This is a genomic window from Paraburkholderia sp. GAS32 (assembly GCF_050434225.1).
In the GTDB taxonomy this organism is placed as follows: Bacteria; Pseudomonadota; Gammaproteobacteria; order Burkholderiales; family Burkholderiaceae; genus Paraburkholderia; species Paraburkholderia madseniana.
This window is the reverse complement of record NZ_JBNPVS010000064.1, coordinates 41,521-59,949: the sequence shown is the minus strand read 5'-3', so window position 1 is coordinate 59,949 and position 18,429 is coordinate 41,521. Positions and strand designations below refer to the sequence as shown.

General features: G+C 58.8%; 21 protein-coding genes and 1 pseudogene. 13 read left to right on the top strand and 9 right to left on the bottom strand.

Annotated features, from left to right (window positions below):
• Nucleotides 1-1,136: 1,136 nt before the first annotated feature.
• Together hfq and P3T25_RS43750 are read left to right on the top strand one after the other, a co-directional pair.
• Nucleotides 1,137-1,403 carry an RNA chaperone Hfq gene (hfq, locus tag P3T25_RS43755; RefSeq protein ID WP_154567496.1) on the top strand — a complete coding sequence of 89 codons (267 nt, stop codon included), beginning with the start codon at nt 1,137-1,139 and terminating at the stop codon, nt 1,401-1,403.
• Between the two features lie 183 nt (nt 1,404-1,586).
• Nucleotides 1,587-1,691: pseudogene (locus P3T25_RS43750) on the top strand (NAD(P)(+) transhydrogenase (Re/Si-specific) subunit beta); the annotation flags it as partial.
• Between the two features lie 28 nt (nt 1,692-1,719).
• Here the strand turns inward: P3T25_RS43750 and P3T25_RS43745 are convergent.
• Together P3T25_RS43745 and P3T25_RS43740 are read right to left on the bottom strand one after the other, a co-directional pair.
• Entirely contained in the window at nt 1,720-2,241 is a 522-nt protein-coding gene (locus tag P3T25_RS43745; RefSeq protein ID WP_154567495.1) for a hypothetical protein, read from the bottom strand.
• 73 nt (nt 2,242-2,314) lie between these two features.
• A complete protein-coding gene (locus P3T25_RS43740; protein WP_154567494.1) occupies nt 2,315-2,482 on the bottom strand; it encodes a hypothetical protein in 168 nt (55 codons plus the stop codon).
• Nucleotides 2,483-3,174: 692 nt separating this feature from the next.
• On the opposite strand from P3T25_RS43740, the gene P3T25_RS43735 reads away from it, so the two are divergent.
• The 4 genes from P3T25_RS43735 to P3T25_RS43720 all read left to right on the top strand — a co-directional run bounded on the left by P3T25_RS43735 (nt 3,175) and on the right by P3T25_RS43720 (nt 5,635).
• Entirely contained in the window at nt 3,175-3,699 is a 525-nt protein-coding gene (locus P3T25_RS43735; RefSeq protein ID WP_154567493.1) for a hypothetical protein, read from the top strand.
• Between the two features lie 378 nt (nt 3,700-4,077).
• On the top strand, nt 4,078-4,380 hold the full coding sequence (locus P3T25_RS43730; RefSeq protein ID WP_154567492.1) for a PepSY domain-containing protein: 303 nt from the start codon (nt 4,078-4,080) through the stop codon (nt 4,378-4,380).
• Between the two features lie 457 nt (nt 4,381-4,837).
• Complete coding sequence (locus P3T25_RS43725) at nt 4,838-5,191, top strand: hypothetical protein (RefSeq protein WP_429363594.1); 354 nt, start codon at nt 4,838-4,840, stop codon at nt 5,189-5,191.
• A 141-nt stretch (nt 5,192-5,332) separates the two neighbouring features.
• On the top strand, nt 5,333-5,635 hold the full coding sequence (locus P3T25_RS43720; protein WP_154567491.1) for a hypothetical protein: 303 nt from the start codon (nt 5,333-5,335) through the stop codon (nt 5,633-5,635).
• A gap of 357 nt (nt 5,636-5,992) precedes the next feature.
• Here P3T25_RS43720 and P3T25_RS43715 read toward each other — a convergent pair whose 3' ends face one another.
• Nucleotides 5,993-6,499: a PRC-barrel domain-containing protein gene (locus tag P3T25_RS43715; protein ID WP_154563454.1), complete on the bottom strand. Its 507-nt coding sequence runs from the start codon at nt 6,497-6,499 to the stop codon at nt 5,993-5,995.
• Nucleotides 6,500-6,752: 253 nt separating this feature from the next.
• Here P3T25_RS43715 and P3T25_RS43710 point away from each other — a divergent pair, with 253 nt between their 5' ends.
• The gene (locus P3T25_RS43710; RefSeq protein WP_429363591.1) at nt 6,753-7,085 is read left to right on the top strand and encodes a DUF2442 domain-containing protein; all 333 of its coding nucleotides are present in this window, start codon (nt 6,753-6,755) and stop codon (nt 7,083-7,085) included.
• 264 nt (nt 7,086-7,349) lie between these two features.
• Here P3T25_RS43710 and P3T25_RS43705 read toward each other — a convergent pair whose 3' ends face one another.
• The gene (locus tag P3T25_RS43705; protein WP_429363589.1) at nt 7,350-8,654 is read right to left on the bottom strand and encodes an MFS transporter; all 1,305 of its coding nucleotides are present in this window, start codon (nt 8,652-8,654) and stop codon (nt 7,350-7,352) included.
• Between the two features lie 378 nt (nt 8,655-9,032).
• Nucleotides 9,033-9,251 (bottom strand): hypothetical protein, encoded by a 219-nt coding sequence (locus P3T25_RS43700; RefSeq protein WP_154563461.1) that lies wholly within the window; start codon nt 9,249-9,251, stop codon nt 9,033-9,035.
• A gap of 472 nt (nt 9,252-9,723) precedes the next feature.
• Here P3T25_RS43700 and P3T25_RS43695 point away from each other — a divergent pair, with 472 nt between their 5' ends.
• The 3 genes from P3T25_RS43695 to P3T25_RS43685 all read left to right on the top strand — a co-directional run bounded on the left by P3T25_RS43695 (nt 9,724) and on the right by P3T25_RS43685 (nt 11,301).
• Nucleotides 9,724-9,951, top strand: coding sequence for a hypothetical protein (locus tag P3T25_RS43695; RefSeq protein WP_429363587.1), 228 nt, complete (start codon nt 9,724-9,726; stop codon nt 9,949-9,951).
• A 504-nt stretch (nt 9,952-10,455) separates the two neighbouring features.
• Complete coding sequence (locus P3T25_RS43690; RefSeq protein ID WP_429363585.1) at nt 10,456-10,719, top strand: DUF4148 domain-containing protein; 264 nt, start codon at nt 10,456-10,458, stop codon at nt 10,717-10,719.
• Between the two features lie 360 nt (nt 10,720-11,079).
• Nucleotides 11,080-11,301: a hypothetical protein gene (locus P3T25_RS43685; RefSeq protein ID WP_174825308.1), complete on the top strand. Its 222-nt coding sequence runs from the start codon at nt 11,080-11,082 to the stop codon at nt 11,299-11,301.
• A gap of 26 nt (nt 11,302-11,327) precedes the next feature.
• Here P3T25_RS43685 and P3T25_RS43680 read toward each other — a convergent pair whose 3' ends face one another.
• Nucleotides 11,328-11,561, bottom strand: coding sequence for a diguanylate cyclase domain-containing protein (locus tag P3T25_RS43680; protein ID WP_154563470.1), 234 nt, complete (start codon nt 11,559-11,561; stop codon nt 11,328-11,330).
• On the opposite strand from P3T25_RS43680, the gene P3T25_RS43675 reads away from it, so the two are divergent.
• The 3 genes from P3T25_RS43675 to P3T25_RS43665 all read left to right on the top strand — a co-directional run bounded on the left by P3T25_RS43675 (nt 11,475) and on the right by P3T25_RS43665 (nt 15,053).
• On the top strand, nt 11,475-12,302 hold the full coding sequence (locus P3T25_RS43675; RefSeq protein ID WP_233464974.1) for an ArsB/NhaD family transporter: 828 nt from the start codon (nt 11,475-11,477) through the stop codon (nt 12,300-12,302). The genes P3T25_RS43680 and P3T25_RS43675 overlap by 87 nt on opposite strands.
• 150 nt (nt 12,303-12,452) lie before the next feature.
• A complete protein-coding gene (locus P3T25_RS43670) occupies nt 12,453-13,124 on the top strand; it encodes a DUF429 domain-containing protein (protein WP_154563479.1) in 672 nt (223 codons plus the stop codon).
• A 930-nt stretch (nt 13,125-14,054) separates the two neighbouring features.
• Nucleotides 14,055-15,053 (top strand): H-NS family nucleoid-associated regulatory protein, encoded by a 999-nt coding sequence (locus tag P3T25_RS43665; RefSeq protein ID WP_154563482.1) that lies wholly within the window; start codon nt 14,055-14,057, stop codon nt 15,051-15,053.
• A 70-nt stretch (nt 15,054-15,123) separates the two neighbouring features.
• On the opposite strand, the gene P3T25_RS43660 is transcribed toward P3T25_RS43665, so the two are convergent.
• The 3 genes from P3T25_RS43660 to P3T25_RS43650 all read right to left on the bottom strand — a co-directional run bounded on the left by P3T25_RS43660 (nt 15,124) and on the right by P3T25_RS43650 (nt 18,345).
• On the bottom strand, nt 15,124-15,372 hold the full coding sequence (locus P3T25_RS43660; RefSeq protein ID WP_154563484.1) for a hypothetical protein: 249 nt from the start codon (nt 15,370-15,372) through the stop codon (nt 15,124-15,126).
• A gap of 369 nt (nt 15,373-15,741) precedes the next feature.
• A complete protein-coding gene (locus P3T25_RS43655; protein ID WP_154563487.1) occupies nt 15,742-17,274 on the bottom strand; it encodes a competence protein CoiA family protein in 1,533 nt (510 codons plus the stop codon).
• 255 nt (nt 17,275-17,529) lie between these two features.
• Complete coding sequence (locus tag P3T25_RS43650; protein ID WP_154563490.1) at nt 17,530-18,345, bottom strand: class I SAM-dependent methyltransferase; 816 nt, start codon at nt 18,343-18,345, stop codon at nt 17,530-17,532.
• Nucleotides 18,346-18,429: the final 84 nt, after the last annotated feature.

The following is an 18,429-nucleotide window of genomic DNA, read 5'->3' as shown; positions in this document are numbered from 1 at the left end:
TCTTCGTCCGACACATCGGTCGGATACCCTTTGCGGTCTGCTCTTTTCATCCCGCCAGGATACCAGGTCTCACACAAGGTGCCTAACACGCTCTAGGTGGCGACGCAGCGCGGGTATCAGCGGGGAGAACGGCCTTGGCGTTCTCCGCTTGAGCGTCGCCGCCCGGCAGAAGCTCGGTAGAAGACGCAGTGACTTCAAAAGGTGCCGGCGTGGTTCGGAAGATGCATCGGATGACTCGAGATGACTGAGTGCGGCTCGACCGTGATGGCATAGGCGAATTCGGGCCCCTCGGTTGGTAGCGAGCGCGAGAAGCCGTAGTCGCCTCTGGATGTCGAGCGTTCCATTGGAGTGGGTTGCGCCCAGTATAGAAAGAGCCGCTCCCCGACGGGGAGCGGCGGGAAATCCCTGAGCGAGGGCGGCTCCGGGAACCTGCGGGTAAAGCGCAACTGACTGTCACCGTATAACGGCATTACCCATGTCACTGCACGGATTCACAGTTGCTCATCGGAAAAAAACGTCTGCCGCCGCGGTTGCGCTGACGGGTCAAATGATGGCGCCAATTATTGAACAGTATTCTGTGCGCTTCCTGGTCTCGCGTGCCGATGTACTTTTAAACAGGTCAGGTGCCATCGTGCGGGCAAAATCACGGTTGCTCTGTGTTTTTGCTCACATTTCGCCTGAGGAAAGGCCCCACCGGCTGCCTCGGCGCGTAAGCGCTTTCGTTTTGCACGCGGCGGTCGCGTCGGGTCGCGGGTGACGTTAATGCGCTCGGCGACTGTTGCTATTTCGGGGAGTCTTCGTCCTGCAACTCATCATCTTCATCGGTCTGTATCATCGTCGGACCGTCGGTTGCGGGTGGGTCGCTGGCAGGAACGGTGTCCTTGACCGTCGGGTCGATTTTCCCCTCGCTTTTTGGCGAGCCCGGGTTGTGTTCGCTCGTTGAGTTCCGCACTTGCATGCTCCAGAGTCTATTTACAAGATAACGGGCAATTGCTACGCCTTACCCCGCTCGCTGCCGCCAGACGGTGGACCACATCTCTCACTCACAGAGCAATTCCGACCTGGCGTTTTCCCGGCGGCTGGGTCGGCTTATCGAGAGCTACAATGCAGAAGCGCTACCGACAAGCGAGAACAACATGTCCAATCAGGCTGACCTTCAATATGAATTCCTGCAGTCGCTAGCCACGGGAAAGACATTGGCAAACGTCTACCTGATAAACGGAATCAGGCTCAGTGGTTATCTCGTAGCGTTCGACACGTACGCAGTCATGCTGGAATCTGCGTCAGGTCGCCAGCTTGTCTTCAAGCATGCAATCTCTACCGTGATGCCGGGCACAGGTGACCGGGTGACACGGTCAGTTCCCGAAGCGGCAAGCAATCGGGTGACTGCCTCACGCGCCTAACACATGCGCCCGGAATACAGGGGTAACTCTTCACTGCAGGCCCCGGGCCATGCACCTCTCCATTTGCCTCGACCGCATCTGCGCAAACGCGCCGACCCGGCACCGATGCGCATCGTGGCGCTCGCTGGCCTGACCGAATTGTGGTGAACGTAGCGTGGCTCTATCGCACGTCCATTGAAGTTTCATGCAGGTGACCACGTGAAGTACGCGATTCACCCGGTGGCCGGCCGCGTGCCCAGTCACATAAATGTGCTGCTCGCGAAAGCCCAGGTGCCCTACGACCAGGTCGTTGGAAATGTAAGACACCAACAGTGCGTCAGGACGTCGACTCTGGCCCGGGCCAGGGCCAACCTTTCTTTTCGCTGGGCGCATCGCGACGCGCGGCACGCGGGACCTCGCCCATCACCTCGGGCGGAGTCGCCTGACTTCCGGTATCGTGTGACGGTTCGGCCATCTGGTCCCTTTTCACCTTGAGAAGCCCGGTCCCGAACCACGCCACCTTCTTCTGGATGTGAGCGACATACGCGCTCCAGCCTTCAGCGTTGCCATCAAAAAGGTCGTGCTGAACGGTGGACGCCAGCGCATTCCGGTTGAGCTCAGTCTCGAGTAGCTCCTTTGGCCATAAGAAGAACGCGCTGGCGGCGCGTGCGCTGAATTCGGCAACTGTCATCGTTGGCGCAAGCGCCCGGAGGAACGCGAAGTCCTGCAACGAATTCTCTTTCTGCGCGAGCTGCGCCACCGGTGCGTCCGGCCGACTCGTCCTGGCCAGACAGTGCAACGCTTCGAGAATGTCTCCGAGATGAAGCAGCAGTTCTCGTCTATCAAACCGGTCGTCCATTGCGGTATGTCCGTTCATCGTGTCCCTGTTCCGAAACGGGCTGTTTCGGAGCAACGCCTCGTCCAGTCGCCCCTTATTCCGGCGAGTCTTCGTCGAACAGCCCATCATCCTCGGACTGCAGGATAGGGGCAGCACTGTCAGGTGCCGGTGAGCCGGTGTCGCTGTTCGGGATATCATCCGCGCGCTTGTCTTCGTCTTTGCGGCCGACACCGCGTTTCTGTTCCTTTGGTTGGTTCGTCATCGCATGCTCCGAAGAGAAAGGCAGTCGCTCAATGCGCCAGCTGCACAGGAGTGCTGCGGGCAGGTTTGGACGGGCGGCGGCCGGCCATCGAGCCATCACTCTGCCCTAAGTGGAGACGGGGCCGCGCAACGAAGTGCTGCAGAACGGCTAACGGCGGTGGCCGCCATTTCGCGGGCAGGTACTCCGCATTCGTTTCTCTGGCTGCCTGTTTCCAAAATTGTACGTCCCGTCCTTCCGGGGCACCAGCTTGTTTCCACCCGGGGTCTGGTCGTTTATCCGATGGCCACGATGAATGAGTGGCCCCGGGCGAGCCCGGCGCGTGGACACATCAAGCCGAATCGAATCGGGGTATGAGTGGGGACCACGGTCAGAAACTGGGTCCGCGGTTGGGCAGATTTGCCGCGGGCGTTATCGTCGTTGTGTCGAAGACCAGCCTCAAAACTAAGCGTATTCGTTATCGAGAGGCAGAAACCGCTTATATCTCGGTTTTCCTATGCTGTATTACGTGCACCTCCATGCGACCGTATGCTGCTAACAGATATCTCGGCTGGCGGACAACAGCATTCCGACGGGAGGCGAACGAGCTCGCGCGGCCATTGTGGTGCAAGCGGGCTGGGCCACGTTCCGGTTTATGTCTATGACTGTTTTGGCCTGGCTGGTTTTGTAACGTTCGACTTTTTGGGGAGGCGGATATGCGCGAAACCAGAACAGGCGAGGCCCGCTTAACTGTCGTCGCTGTTGCCGTTCCGGTCGGCCTGCTTTTACTTCAATCGGCCGTTGCCCAGGAGCCTGGCCCTCGCACAGGACGACATGCAGTCGGTGTGAAAGCCCTTCGGCATATCCAGGCACGCGTCGCTGGGATAGACCCCTTGTACAACACCGTGACCTTGCGCGACATGGCGGGCGAGATGGTCGTGTTTGAAATCAGCCCGGACATCGCTGACGTAAAGAAGTTACAACTCGGGGACACGGTCAATATTGCTTATAGAAACCCAATTCTGACGCACGCAGACAAAGTGGCATCGAATGGCATCCGCGAGCGAATCGAAACCGAAGTCATGCAGCCGGCGTCGAATGGAGAGGTCAATTCGACCCGAAGCGTGGAGTTCGTGGCGACGGTACTGAAAATCGACCGGAAGAACCGCAAGGTCACCCTGCGCGGCCCGACTCAAACACAGGAGTTCGATGTTGCCCGGGTTTATCGCTCGACAGCCTGAGAGTCGGCGATTCTGTTCGCGCGGAATTTATCTCCGCCGTTGCCGCTTCGGTTGTCCGGGTCGCGACAGCACCTCAGTAAGCAGTGTCGCCAGGCAACCATCTCTTCAGCTGAGGGCTCGGACGGTTCGCTCGGCTAGCCGCACCTTAGGCGGTTGCGAAGAGACTTTGCGGATAGCGGGAGCCCACGTCGGGCAAGCGGACCCAGAGCAGTGCGTACTGCCTGTGTCAGGCGAAGCCAATCGTCTTGAGGTTTGGTAACGGCCCGGCTTTTTGGCGCCTGCTGCGTGCAGTTATGCAACTGGGCGGCACTACCATAAGGAAATCTTAAGGTCTCACATGTCAGCTTCGTACTGAAGGAAAGCTACACGGGGGCTGATATGCGGATACTTCTCGGAACCGGATTGGTATGTGGGTTGTTGATTGCAAGTCTTGGTGCTCATGCATTCAGCGGACAACAGTTCGCCAAGGATGCGAAGGTTGGCATCGCGCAGGCGCGCTCTATCGCACTCCGGGCACACCCCGGCAAAATTGTCGATGAGGAACTGGAAAAGGAAGTCGGGGGCAGCGGATTGCGATATTCATTCGTTATCCGCAGGGGACAAGTGAAGCAGGAGGTCGGCGTCGACGCTCAGGATGGGGCAGTCCTTGAAGACAAGGTGGAGAGCTCCAATCCTGATTGATGCAGTGCTGTTAGTAGCTGAAGCTGATTGGCGACGGACGGCAAGTCGTCGCTGCTCGCCCGCGAACCAACAGGTATCAACACGCGAGCCAAGGCAACGCTGCCAACAGGCCGTCACCCGGTGTTTTGCCTTCACCCAACGTGCGAAGGCGCTGCCCGCGAAGCGATACCTGCTTGGCGCGGCAGCGTCATCTGCGCGACTTTACCGACGCGACCAGCAGACAGCTACGACTAGATAGCCGCGCAGTGCGCCCATCCAGACACGCCTGGTCAGCGAGAGCGTCGTTGGCGACAGCTCGTCCAGCGGCGGCATGCGCCACGTACCGCGGTCGTCTTTCGAAAAGCCCGCACTCCGCCAACGTTCGCGACGACGCGTGCAAAACCCGAGCGCTGCGCCGTAGCCGACTGCGGCCAGTAGAGTCCCGCCGTCGAGTACTCCGAGAATCGTTTCGTTCGTGATGTCCGGTTCATCTTCTGCGCGGCAAATCGACCTCGCGAAGGGCCGCCCAGATTCCTTTATTGCGTCGGTACGTTTTTGCGCGGTGCAAATCGAAAAACATCATTTCGGAAGACGCATCATGATGAAACTCGCTGGCTGTGTCCTCTTCGCTTTGAGCGTCGCCCTTGTTAATAACGCGGCCGCTGCTGGCTGCGCGAAAGGAGCGGTGGTCGGAGGCGTTGCCGGGCACGTTGCAGGAAAACACGGCGTGGCTGGGGCGGCGGCCGGATGTGCCGTTGGGCACCACGAGGCCGGTAAGAAGGCGAAGGCCGCAAGTCAGGCTGCTGCCGCGAGTGCAGCCTCTGCAAAGTAGCGTTGTCAGTCGGAATGCTCTGAGTCGGTGCCACAGAGCTCCAGACGGCCGAAACTAACCGGCACGGGAATTGCGCAGAAAAGAGGCGGCGTCGCACCAGCCTGGTTGCAACTAGCCGCTGTGCGTTCAAGGGAGACAGTGATGCGGGTTGCCAAAAAGGGAGTCATGGTTTCGATGCTGATTTTAGGCTTGTTGGGTGCGACGTATGCAATGGGAGCTGGTGGCGGCGGTGAAGGTGGTGGCGCCGGGAGTGCCGGCCAGGGCGGAACCGGAATGGGAACGCCGAACGCGAGTGGCGCTACGGACACGATGTCAGGTGCGTCCGGCGCGAACACCATGGGTAAATCGGACAGCAAGTCGAAAAAACAGATGCAGAAAAAGGGGACGATGGACTCGCCTGCTTCAGGTAGCGACATGAAGAGCGACATGAAGAAGACCTACTAGAGAATAAGCGCTGGCAAAGGAGTATCGGGGAGTCTTCCGGGGGCGGGCCAGGTATCGGCAAGGTTTGATGTGCAGACTCACGAAGGTTGGATGGACTTTATCCTGCGCCCGTAGCCGCTCGATTTCTTCGGGATATCCCAGCCCCCACGGGAGCGGTTGCTATTCGTGTGGCATTGCCTCGGCACCCCTCCGGTGACCACGATGAAACGGGCCGGGCGGGCGGGTGGCCAGATATCGCAGAGGACGCGCGCGTCGGTTGACAACCAAGGCGCCTACGCCGCCGACGTAAACACGGCGACATAGGCGCTAAAGCGACAGGAAAGCCGTCCGCGTGGGACGGCTTACATAGTAGTGTTTTCAGTGCTCTCTAGGCCGGACGACTGGGTCACTGTCCAGCGCTTCTAGCCGGACGGCGGGGTCGTTTTCCACCACTTCATGGGTCGCTAACCAGTACGGCTGCCGGTTGTAGTAGCTGTACGTTGACTCCCCCCACTTCGCATCCGCCATCGTCGGCCAGTGGTCCTTGTCGAAACCCGGGTCGTCCTTGAGGCGCTGTGCGGCAATGTCCACGACGAAGCACTTCTCGTCCGTGTCGAGAGTTAATGCACTCCACGGGATGGCGTGCAGATTAGAACCCATTCCGAGGAAGCCTCCCTCAGAAAGCACTGCATAGGCGATGCGTCCGTTCCGGACGTCCAGCATGATGTCCGAAATCTTCCCCACGTGTTCGCCATCAGAGGACACGACCTTGTTTCCATCGAGCGTTGCTGCGGCCATGACATCCGGCCCCGGCCCCTCGCCCATACCACCGCCGACGATGCCGGCTCCGAGTTGGGTGCCACTTTGCGGGTTGATTGAGCCCATGATTTACCTCCTTCGAAAAAGGTACACCAGTGGCGCGCAAGCGGTGTTCCCGAGCCGGCGGCGGCAGAAGTGGGGCCATTGCGAGAGCTTCGAGGGGGCGGCGTTGCTATCGCCATCAATGGGTTGCCCCCAAGGTGAAGAGGACACCCCACTTCAATCCCGATGCCGGGGGGCAACTTACTTGTCGGCGTTTTTTGTTGAGCGCAACCTGTGACAGTCTGTCGTTCAGATGCTTCCCGCTCAGGAGGTGACCATGCACGGCGTCGTAGTTGACGTGCGTTTCGACAATACACATCTGTTTCTCAACCTGTCCGACGGTCAGGCCGTGCGATTCCCACTGAACTGGTTTCCTGTTCTGAAGGTGGCGACGGCAACGGAACGCGAGCATTTTGCCATTTCGCTGGACCGACAGCAGTTGTTCTGGCCGGAAATCGATGAGGACGTGAACGTTCCCGCGCTGCTTTCATACCGGCCCGAAACGGTGGCTGCCGCATCCCGGGAAACGCAGGAGCAAGCGAATGCGGCGGTTCTGATTGGAGAATCAAGAAACCGGTTCTTCAATGTTGTATTTGGGCGTCTGGATTGATACAGAACATTCGGCAACCTATGAACTCATAGCCGTGGCGACAGTTCTTATCCTTGCTCACGCGGTCGATACCCTGCATAGCAGACGAGAATTCTTCTCGGGACAATGACGTCCCTTCGCCAAAGCGCGCCATTCCCGGCAGGCTCATGGCGTCTGCTTGTCGCTTTTCGGGCCACGCTGGCGCGACGCGGAGACCGGCCGGCGATATTTCGACAGTGAACAGGAACTCGACTTTGCCGATTTGCTCATTATGAGTGTCAGTGTCTATCGAGTCTGGACTTCACGCGGCTGAAGGAACGCGAGGCACGCGCCAGCGAAGAGGGCTGCGGCGATGACGTATATGCCTGCGTTGGTGCTGTTCGTCACATCTTTCATCCAGCCGACGATGGTCGGACTGACGAAGCCGGCGAGGTTGCCCACCGAGTTAATTAGCCCGATGCCCGCAGCCGCTGCGCTTCCGCCAAGCATGGCGCTCGGCCACGCCCAGAAGACTGGCATCGTTGCGAGTACGCCCGCCGTTCCGAGCGACAGGGCAATCATCGCAAGTTCAACATTCGAACCAAAGACCGTTGCAAGCAGGAGGCCCACGCTTGCCATGAGGCCGGCGGCCGCAAAATGCCAGCGGCGCTCGCGCAGCCTGTCCGCACTTCGCGCAATCAGAAGCATGGCAACAATCGCGCATCCGTAAGGAATGGCGGTCAGCATGCCAACGTCGAGCACATCCTTCACTCCGGCAGCCTTGATGAGCGTCGGCAAATAGAAGCCCACGCCATAGAGACCCATCATGCAGCAGAAGTAGATGGCGGCCATGAACCACACGCGGCCGTTGCCGAGGACACTTCCTACTGTGGCGTGCAGCTTTCCAGCACCGTCCTGCGCAATCTTCTCCTCAAGAAGCTTCTTCTCCGGCTCCGTGAGCCACTTTGCGGCGCGAATCCCATTCGGCAGATAGATGAGCGTGATGACGCCAAGAACGATGGAGGGGATGGCTTCCAGCAGGAAGAGCCACTGCCAGTTTGCGAGGCCATGAACGCCATTGAATGCCTGCATAACCCAGCCCGACAGCGGGCCGCCGATGACCCCTGCAACGGGGATGCCCATCATGAAAAGCGCATTGACACGACTGCGGCGCTCGGCCGGATACCAGTAGGTCAGGTAGAGAACGATACCGGGGAAGAAGCCGGCTTCGGCAATGCCAAGCAAAAAGCGCAATATATAAAACGAGGTTGGCGTTGACACGTAAAGCGTGGCGGACGAAATAACCGCCCATGTAATCATGATTCGGCTTATCCACAAGCGGGCGCCGAAGCGATGCATCAACACATTGCTGGGAACCTCGAAGAAGAAGTAACCGATAAAGAAGATGCCAGCACCAAGGCCATAGACTGTGTCGCTGAACTTAAGGTCGTTGAGCATCTGCAGTTTGGCGAAGCCAACGTTGACGCGGTCCAGATACGCTGCCACGTAGCAGAGGAAGAGAAAAGGGAGAAGACGCCAGGTGACCTTGGAGTAAGCGAGGGATTCCAACTTGTCCCGGTCGATACTGGGATTCAGGATTGTAGCGTTCATTGTCTCTTAATGCTTTGGGAGTTATCTGCTCGCACCCGCAGGTCCTGCGAGGACCGCGATTGCCGGACGCGCATCGGGCAGCATACTGAAAAATTTGATTTCACGCTGTCTGTCTCGTGAAAGGTCAGTTGTCGAATCGCCGACGCAAGCGAGGAGCGAGCACATCCAGACGCGACGCTTTGCCGGGCGACACGACAGCTTGGGTGAGTGCCCGGGTGTCTTCGTCTTCTTCGATATCGTCGACGAAGGACTTGTCAATCTTTAGCGTGCTGATGGGAAACCGCTAATGTACGCAAGGTTGGAGTAACCGGTCCAGAAATCGTCTGGTGCGACCTTGATGCCCATACCTGAACCCGCCGCCAGTCCAGAGGTTGCGCGTTACAGCAACTCAACGGCTTCGAGTCGCGCTTGCGCTATCTGCGCAATCTGGCCCGGGTGTTGGCTGTGGTACGTGTCAAACAGCTGCGAGCATAGCTGGGCAAGTGAAGCAAGGTCCACTGCCTGGTCGGCGTGCTCGACTTCGCACGAGTTGAGTACATCATCGAGAACCGGAGCGAGACGGCGCAGTCGCACAAACGTGCTGGCACTTAGTTTCATACTAAATCTCCTGTGACCAGACTCTGCGGCGCACCGAGTCGACCAGCGACAAGGCGAAACTCTGCGCTCCGTCAGCCTGGCTCGTTAAAAATGTCCGTTGCATGCAACGAGTTTCATGATGTCTCTACCCGCAATGGGGGTGGCGATGCGGGACCGCCATAGGTCGGAACCCGTAGTTAATCTTGACCGTTCAATACTAACCATGCGCTGACCGGCAAATTACGATTCTGTTATCTACGCCTCCACGGTCGCTCCCGTGCGGCGCGCATCGCTTTTTCAGGATGACGTCATACGGGTCAACCGCACGACAAATAGCCGGGCGTGACCAGTTACATGCGGGTACATCCGGAAAGAAAGAGGCACGCTCAAGACATAAATCGTAAAGCCAACAAACGGTTTGCCCATCCAGGGAAAACCGTTCTCTACCGGAGCCTGTGTTGCTGGCGCGCGATGCTTACCTATGCGAGCGGTAGTGCTGGTGAAACTGATGATGGTGAGGTTGGTAATGATGCCGCACAGGGGCGTGTCTTTCGTCGCGATGCATGTCGGCGAAAGACACCGCCGGGGCAGCGAATGCGGCTACGAGCAGAACAGCAAGAGCTTTCTTGAGAACGTGTTTCATGGAAATCCAGGTGGCAGTAAGGGCGTGTCGGACGAGCGATGCAATGCCACTGGCGACTGCGATGCGGGGATAGCTTAGCGCAATACTCGCTTCATAAGCGCTGCATTTCTGAAATGCAAAAGACGCAACAATCCCACGACTCAACCGGGAGCACGTTCACGAATCCGCAGCTTAGCGGTGTTCCCGCGGTATGACCGCAGCGCGAAAGGTTTCCTTCCTGGTCGACGCATTCCGGACGAATAGGAAAGCATGGACGAAAACGGACGTACAAATGCCGCACGTCAAGCGCTTGCTGCGGCTACGAGGAAGTCGCATCGCTCACCGCGTTTGTCGCCTCTCGCTCATCCTATACCGCTGATGTGCCTGACGGATTGGAAGCCGGTCGCGACGTCCCGGGAACCGCGGCTGCCACTGCCACTTTCTTCGTCGGCTTTATCGTCTTTCTCCTCATCGGGGCTTCAGTCAAGACGGAATGAGTGTTCCCGTTCATGTCTCATTTGTAATCTCGCGTTCATCCGGACGCAAGAGACATCTCTCCATACTTGTCTTTCCGGCTGTTTTCGGCGAGTCAAGGAGAGCGTGATGAAGTGGCCAGCATTTGCATTCGGTGTAGTGACCCTTGCTGCAACGGGCCTGGTGGCGGCGCAAGAAACGCAGGCCAGCCAGGGCAAGACCCGGGAGCAGGTGCATGAGGAACTTGTTCAGGCCTGGCGAGATGGATTGTTGCCCTACAAGCGGTTTGAGTATCCTCCGAGCGCTGACACCATCGCAAGAAACAAAGAGCTCTACGCAATCGCGCATCCCGAAGATGCTGCAGTGAGAGAGGCTTCCAAAGAGGCCCAGTAAGTGAATTTAAGGCCCTACACCTAGCTATTCGCTTCAGGATTTAACGCTGATTGGGCGGCCGTCTGCTGGCGTATTCGAAAGAGTACGCATGCCCATCAGGCACTTCCGAACTTTGGTTGTTAGCAACGACGGCGGCCGGCCTTTTCTCACGGTTCGCCCTCAGCGTCATTCGAGAGGAAATCGTGATTAAGTTGATTGCGTTGCTCGGCGTGGCAGCGAGCTTGGTTGGTTGCGCGGTCGCACCAGGATATGGAGGCGCCCAGCCATACGATTCGGTGTATGGCTATCCCGTCTACGGCGCGGGGTACAGAACCTGCAGTAATTGGGGCGGCTGCGGAGGTTGGGGCGGATATCACTGGCATGGCGACCGTTGGCATGGTGAATGGCACGGCGGACATGGAGGCGGCGGCGAGCATGCAGGCGGAGGCGGCCATGGTGGCGGAGGGGGGCATGGTGGCGGAGGCGGCCATGGTGGCGGCCGATGACACGTTCTCCTTGTCGGACTCAATACGGTCGCTCACGTTTCGCGTTGAATTTAATCCAATGGAATTAAGGGGCGCGGGTAGCTGTCAGAGGAGATGACCCGGCGGAGGTATGTTACTGCCGGCTCATGAAACGCGATTTCGACCTGCTTTCTTTGCGGCGTATAAAGCCCGGTCTCCTGTTTCGACGAGTTCCAATGGCTTAGTGGTGTCCGTCGGCTGTTGCGCGGCGACCTCGATACTAAGAGTAACCAAACCAAATGGACTGAACGTGTGGGGCAACCGGAGATTTTCGATTTTTTCGCGAATCCGCTCGGCGAAAACTCGTCCGCCCGCAACATCCGTGTTGCGCAGAATCAAGGCGAACTCCTCTCAACCGTAACGACCTGCCACATCGGATGCACGACCGGCCGCCGAAGAAATCGCCGAAGCGATAACGCGCAGGCATTCAACCCCTGCCTGATGACCGTACTGGTCGTTGTATGCCTTGTTGTAGTCAACATCAACCATGAGAACCGAAAGAAACCTTTCGCCCACCTCGCCGAAATTTCCTGGGCGGTGCTCCCGCTTGTCGCGGGACTCTTCGTGCTCGTTGAGGGGCTTCAGCGAACCGGCGTCATTAACAGCCTTGCCCAGGTCCTGCACGCCGCTTACCAGCATTCGGCCACACACGCCGGTTGGTGGTCAGGGGCCGCGGTCGCGCTGACTAGCAATCTCATCAACAACCTTCCTGCCGGTCTAATCGCCGGTTCAGCCCTCGCTACCGCGCATGCACCGACGCAGGTTGCAAGCGCAGCCCTGATAGGCGTCGACCTCGGTCCGAACCTGGCGGTTACAGGGTCTCTGGCCACCATTCTCTGGTTGAATGCGCTCCGGCGTGACGGCATCGAAGTCAGTGCGCTTTCCTTCCTGAAACTCGGAATCGTAGTCGCCACGCCGGCTCTAATCGCCGCGCTCGCCTCGGTCGCAATGATGAGCGGGGCGTGGCCAGAACTCAGCCTGTCGTCGTGGGTTCCGGTTCAAGTAACCTCCAGATGGAGGCACGGCAGAAGAAGGCAGGTTCGCTATACCGTCCGTTCGTGGCATCGTGGGCTGGAATGACGACAGACTTTGTCGCAGATGCCCGGGCGCGGATTCGTTGTGCACGGCCGGCCGACTGCGTGCCGACACGGCAGCGGCTGTGTTCTCGACGAATTAAACAGCGGCTTATTGCTACCAAGGTAGGCGCGCTTCGTTGAAGGAAGGAGAATTATGAGGTCACAACGAGCTGTAGCTGGGATTGATATTGGCGGAGAACGGAAGGGGAATCATCTGGTTATCCTGCGTGGTACCCAAATTGTGTGCAACCTCCGCAAAGAAGCGCCGGAGCATATGCTCGAAAAATGCTTCGAATTTGAGGTAGCAGCTGTGGGCATTGACGCACCCTGTAGGTGGCGAATTGGCGAGGGCGGCAGGAAAGCTGAGAAGTCTCTTGCTCAACAAAGAATCTTTTCGTTTGCCACACCGACTCGCGAAATGGCCATGTCCAGTAAAAGCGGATTCTACGGGTGGATGTTCAACGGCGAGCGTGTATATGACGCATTCGCCCCACACTTTCCTCTTTTCAAGAATGGTGAAGAAATCGGTGACCGAGTGTGTTTCGAGACGTTTCCCCACGCGATAACTTGCGCCTACCTTGGGAAAGAAGTCGCGTCAGCAAAAAAAAAGGGAACTCAGCGGCGGGAAATCCTCAAACATGAGGGAGTTGAAACAACGTCGCTGAGGTCTATCGACGACGTTGATGCGGCGCTGTGCGCGTTGACGGCAAATTATCTACTTGACGGAAGAGTCGAAGCGTACGGCGATGAGCTAGGGGGATTCATCGTGGTGCCTACTCCCGCTGTTCACGATAGGCGAGTTAGTTCAGACCTTTCCCACGACTGAACTAATACGGCTGATGCAATAGCGGCGCCATGTGTCCCTTGAGTCCGTTAGGCACAGACTTGAGTTCCCTCACAGGCGACAGCAGTTGTAATAGCGGCAATCACATTCCAGGAGGACTGGTGTATCCGAGACGACATTTGGTCTTGTTGCTGTCAATGGCAGCGTTTGGTTCGACCGCGGCATGGGCGAACGATATTCAGTGTGCAACCACGCGACAACCGGCTGAGCGCGTCATATGCGACCACGCCATCCTGAACAACGAGTACGAAGATATCTTCGCGCAACAGCAGGCTCTGCTGAGCAGTGGGAAACTCTCGCCCGCACAACTCGCTCGGTGGAGGCAATCGCGGAACGCCTGCACTGACGTCCACTGCATCGACGGCGTATTTGTTCGGTGGGCGGTGATAGCCAGGTCCGTCGAAACCACTTCCCGCGCTGCAGTGGCTCCGGTTATCGCCTCGGCTACTGCAATGGCCCCTGTCGGACCTACTTCAGACGCAATCGCCCTTCCCGCATCCCACGCCTTGCCGACATCGGAAGCATCTCTTGTGCATCAAGGGAGTGCCGCCGGCGTGGCGCTTCCGCAGCCTGTCGAGACTCAAGCCTCTTCGCCTACGGCCGCTTCTGCTCCTTCTAGCGCAAGTGAATCCCGTAGCGCAAGCGGCATGAGCGCCGGGCTGATGACGGCCTTGCTTGTCGCCGTTGGATTCGGCGCTCTCTTCCGACGCAGAGGGAGGAGCGGTGGAAGTAGCGGGGAACCACCAGGTAATGTTCGCGGCAAGGACAAGCCTTGAGCGGACCGAAGTGACGGGTATGGAGCGCGGCGACGCAGTGTTGTGATTTTTGGTGATACGCCGCTTTAGTCAATGCGCTAGCCTTTTCTAGCGCGAACGTGGCATATTGCGGCCACAATCATACGGAGGTCACCTGATGGCAACAACTTTGGAAGCAGTGCAGGCGAAGATGAAAAAACTGCAGGCACAGGCGGATGCGCTGATGGCAAAGCAATCGTCGGGCGTCATCGAAAAGATTCGCGAGTTGATGGCAAAACACGGCCTGACCACCGCTGACATTGACGCGCACGCTGGCGGCAAGCAGCGCGCGAAACCCGCGGCGGCAAAGACCGCCGCGAAGCCCGCTACGTCTGTTGCCAAATACCGGGACCCGAAAAGCGGCGCAACGTGGTCCGGGCACGGGCGCGCGCCACAGTGGATTGCGGCTGCCAAGAACCGCGACAAATACTTGGTCGATGCGGCTGCGGCCGCAGTGAAGCCGCTGCCTGCCAAGGCGGCGAAGTCGGTGGGAGCTTATGTTCGCGGTCCGCAGCCGGCGATGTATCAAGACCCCAAATCAGGCGCGACATGGACCGGACATGGCCGCGCTCCGGCTTGGCTTGCTAACGTCAAGGACCGAAGCAAATTCCTGATTGCAGGTAGTGCCGAAGCGACAGTTGCGACGAGCGCAGGTGCTGTGAGCAAAGCCAAGACTGTGGCCAAGAAGGCTTCGAAGGCAACCGGTGCAACTGCGGGCAAAGGCGAACGGAAAGGACCGCGGCCGGCGCTCTATCTTGACCCCAAGTCGGGCGCAACGTGGAGCGGACGTGGGCCGGCTCCGGCGTGGCTCGCTGCAGCAAAAGACCGGACGAGTTTTTTGATTGATGGCGCTGGTGCGGCGGCCGATGTGAGTGCTTCGACCAAGACGAAACCTTCGGCCAAAAAGGCAGTTGCCAAGAAAGCCGTCGTCAAGAAGGTTGCGGCGACAAAGACCGCACCGACGAAGAAGGTTGCGGTGAAGAAAGTGGTTGCCGAGAAGGCTGCGAGCGCGAAGGTTCCGGTTAAGAAGGCGCCGGCGGAAAAAGCGCCGCGCAAGAGCGTGGCTGTGCCCGCTCCGGTGGCCACAGTCGAGTCTGGCGCCGAGTTGACGACCTAAACGTAGTTACCAGGTGCCCGGTGGACCAGCGATTTTCTGGTTCCACCGGGTACACCAAGCCGACGACGTTTTATTGCGCGTGCGCTGCTTGACGTTGGGCGGCTTGCTGTTGAGCCTGCTCTTGAGCGTGCTGCTTCGCAAGGTGCCTGCCGACCATGCAGCCACCGACCGCACCAACGACGGCGTGGTGCCCCGCGTAATGCCCAGCGACCCCGCCTACCACCGCGCCCTTGAGGCAGCCTGCGGCGTTTGCCGTGCCTGCCGTTGCGAAGACTAGCGTTGTTGCAATCAAGGTGATTCGTATCGGGCTAGCTTTCATTCGAAGACACTCTGAGGTTGGATTTTTCGGATGTGGCGCCTTCCGGCGTCGTCCGCCCTTCGGGCAGTCTCGTACAGCGTCGCGACGCGAGCGATATCAGGATTTGTGCGCGGCGTCCTTTTCGCCGGTCGTGACCTGTCCTTACGCGGTCGTGCCTTCGTAATGAATTGGTCCGAGTCGGACAGAAAAGTGCGCCGTTGTTCGTCAGCGAGGTATTCGCTCTTCAGCGGCACTGCAACGGTCTATAGGAAGGTAAGTTGCCGTAGCGTCGATATTCGCGGTTACGCAATCGGCCTATAGTTGTTATCCACATCGGTTGCTGCGTTGAAGTATTGGACGCACACGACTGATGATTCACGCGATGAGGATTTAACCTGTGCGAGGCGTAGTGGCGGGTTGCCCAGCGTTAGCCCGATGGAGTGGGGTGACGGAAACTCGCGCCCGTCCGGGACCGCTGCTCTTCGCGACATCCAAGGCGAGGAGGAAGTCCAGAACACGCTCGAGTGGTTGCGCCAGTGAGGCAGCCAAGCTCCGTGCGAAATCGAGAACAGACAGGGAGGGGGCGCGTTGGCAAAAGATGTAGGCAATGCGCGTTTGGACCCAGAGTGGCATCGCCACGCCGGACCGAATCGCTGCCCACTGCACAAGCATCGCTGACGGGTACTCGCGTCGCCATGAGAAATTTTCAGCCGGCATCACATTGAGCGGCAGTACATCCCGCATCACCGCAAAGCCGGTGTCTCGGGCAGCAAGATAACCGGCACCTGCGAGCATCTCGCAGAATGCGCGCACAGCCTCAGCAATATACCGAGGGTCGGTAAGGGCGGTGTCATAGCGCGGCGTAAGCCATGCTACGACGGCATCGATTTCAATGTCGGGCCGCTCCATCAAGGCGACACCGCCCAATGCGAAGTGACGGAAGACATCGGCACGCCAAACGTAGGGTGGCACGCCGTATTCAAAGCCGAGTTCGGCCCCAACAAGAAATTCAGGCGGCCAGTCTTGACAGTAACGCTGCAGCTTGGCTTCGAGGAAGTCTACCTTTTGTTCGACGGTGGCGGCGCGGTAAACGGGCGCTGCCTTGGCGGCCTGTGCGCGCTGAGCTGCGTAGCGCTCTTCGCGTTCGGAAGCCGTCTCGTCTTCAGCGAGCTGTGCATGACGGTACTCTATGTCCTCTTGCGACCAGAGCGAAAATAGCTCCTGGTCTTCGGACTCGTCGGTATGTGCGGCTTCGGCTTGTCGTTGCCTGCATGCTTGTTCAAATAGCAGGGCGTCCAGCTCCGCTTGTGCCGCCGCTTGGCGCGGAGGCGCCAGCCAGTGCTTGTTGTGGAGGGCATCAAGGACCGTATGTCGCAGGGCTTCGATAGACTGCAGCCGCTCTTCGCGCGAGAGGTCCAGTTCAATAGCCGGTATGCCCAACGCGGAAAGGGCGCCGCGCTTTTCTGAATCGACGCGATGCGTAACGCGCACCTCGACAATAAAAGGACCCTCCGTCGTATGCGCGAGGAAATCCGGCCTGAGCGTACCGAGCTGCGCTTCGGCCCGACCTTGTTCCGTCCACTCGACTTTGCCTTCAGGGGCGACGCAGACTTCAAGTGTGCCGGCTCGCGTCTCAGCGCGGAGCATAGAGGCGGGCGTGCGAATGTAGAGCGCTTCGCAGAGTATCTGTTTGGCCATCAGGTGTAGCGCTGTCTCGGCAGCCGTGAGTCCAGTCGAGGAAGCACACGCCGCTTTGCGCTGGTGCTTGAAGTGCCATCGGTAGATATCGCCCAGGTGCGCAAAAACTCTGCCTCGACAGGCCGGGCAGAAGAAAGGGCCGGTGTCTCCCCGCGTGAGCGATGCTGCGGCGACCAGTCGATTCTCGAAAAGCGCAAACCCAATCGTTAGGGAATCAGCAGGCATTGGTTCTGGTTCCAATTGTTGTCGACATTACTCGGCACGCGAAGGGTGTAGCACCGCAATTGTGCAACAAACGAAAATTTTGTCTGCCGCGATAGTGTTCGATTCCTCGATTCGAAATCGATTTTAGTCAGCGATTGCCGGACGTTGGTCGATGCGAAAGTTAGCCACCAGACATCCTCACCGTAGCTGCCGATGACGCGCCAGACTCCCCTGTAAATTAAAGTGGCTAGCTCGAGGCACGATTTTTCGGTGGGACTAGGCCTTGAGTGCGGAAGCCAAGACGCAGGGCATGGGAACCCGTAGTTCCCCGACATCGTTCCGATATGCCTCTGCGTCGCGCGCGACGGCCCGTTCAATCAACGCCAGCGCGGCCGGCGTCTGGGCGTTTAGCGTCGCGGCAACTCGGACGCCACCGCGCATGAGCGCGTGAAACGGTGTATCCGGCGCACGAAGCACCAGGGTCTGGTCCATTTCGTGTACGTCCGGTTGGACGAACCCGGCGTCCAGCAACGCGCGCCTTGACTCCTGCCAGTCGCTGAAGCGAAAGAAGGGTGGTCCCGGCGGCACTGGCACATCGGTCGTCCCGTGCTCCTCGACTGCCCTTAACACCATAGCGAAGCCAACTGCCTTGTCCGGCGTCGCGCAGACCGTAAAGGCAATTCTGCCGCCAGGTTGCAGCACGCGAAACGCCTCCGCGAGCGCAAGCTCAGGGTGCTGAAAGTGCGACATCCCGAAACTGATACCCACCGCGCCGAAGCTTTCGTCGGGAAACGGCAAATCCTCCGCATCGCCTACGCGGAACTCGAGTCCCGGAAAGACGCGTCGTGCCTTTTCCACCATCGCGACCGAGAAATCCACACCAGCGACGTCCGCGCCACGGCGCGCGGCTGCAGCAGCGAGGTAGCCAGGGCCGGATGCGACGTCGAGAAAGCGCGTGCCACGACCAATGCCAAGCGCCTCGAGCATCGCGGGGTTCGACTGGGTGGTCAAATCACCGAAATACGTGTGATAGGGCTGAGCGACCCTCTCCCAGCCCTGATGCTCGAATGTGCTGAAGTCGACTTGTCCCAGGCTTGCCTCCCACCCGTTTGATGCCTTTACGTGTTGGAGCGCAGGCCTTCGTGTTCTCCGTGAGAGGCGTATGTCCGTCTGTCG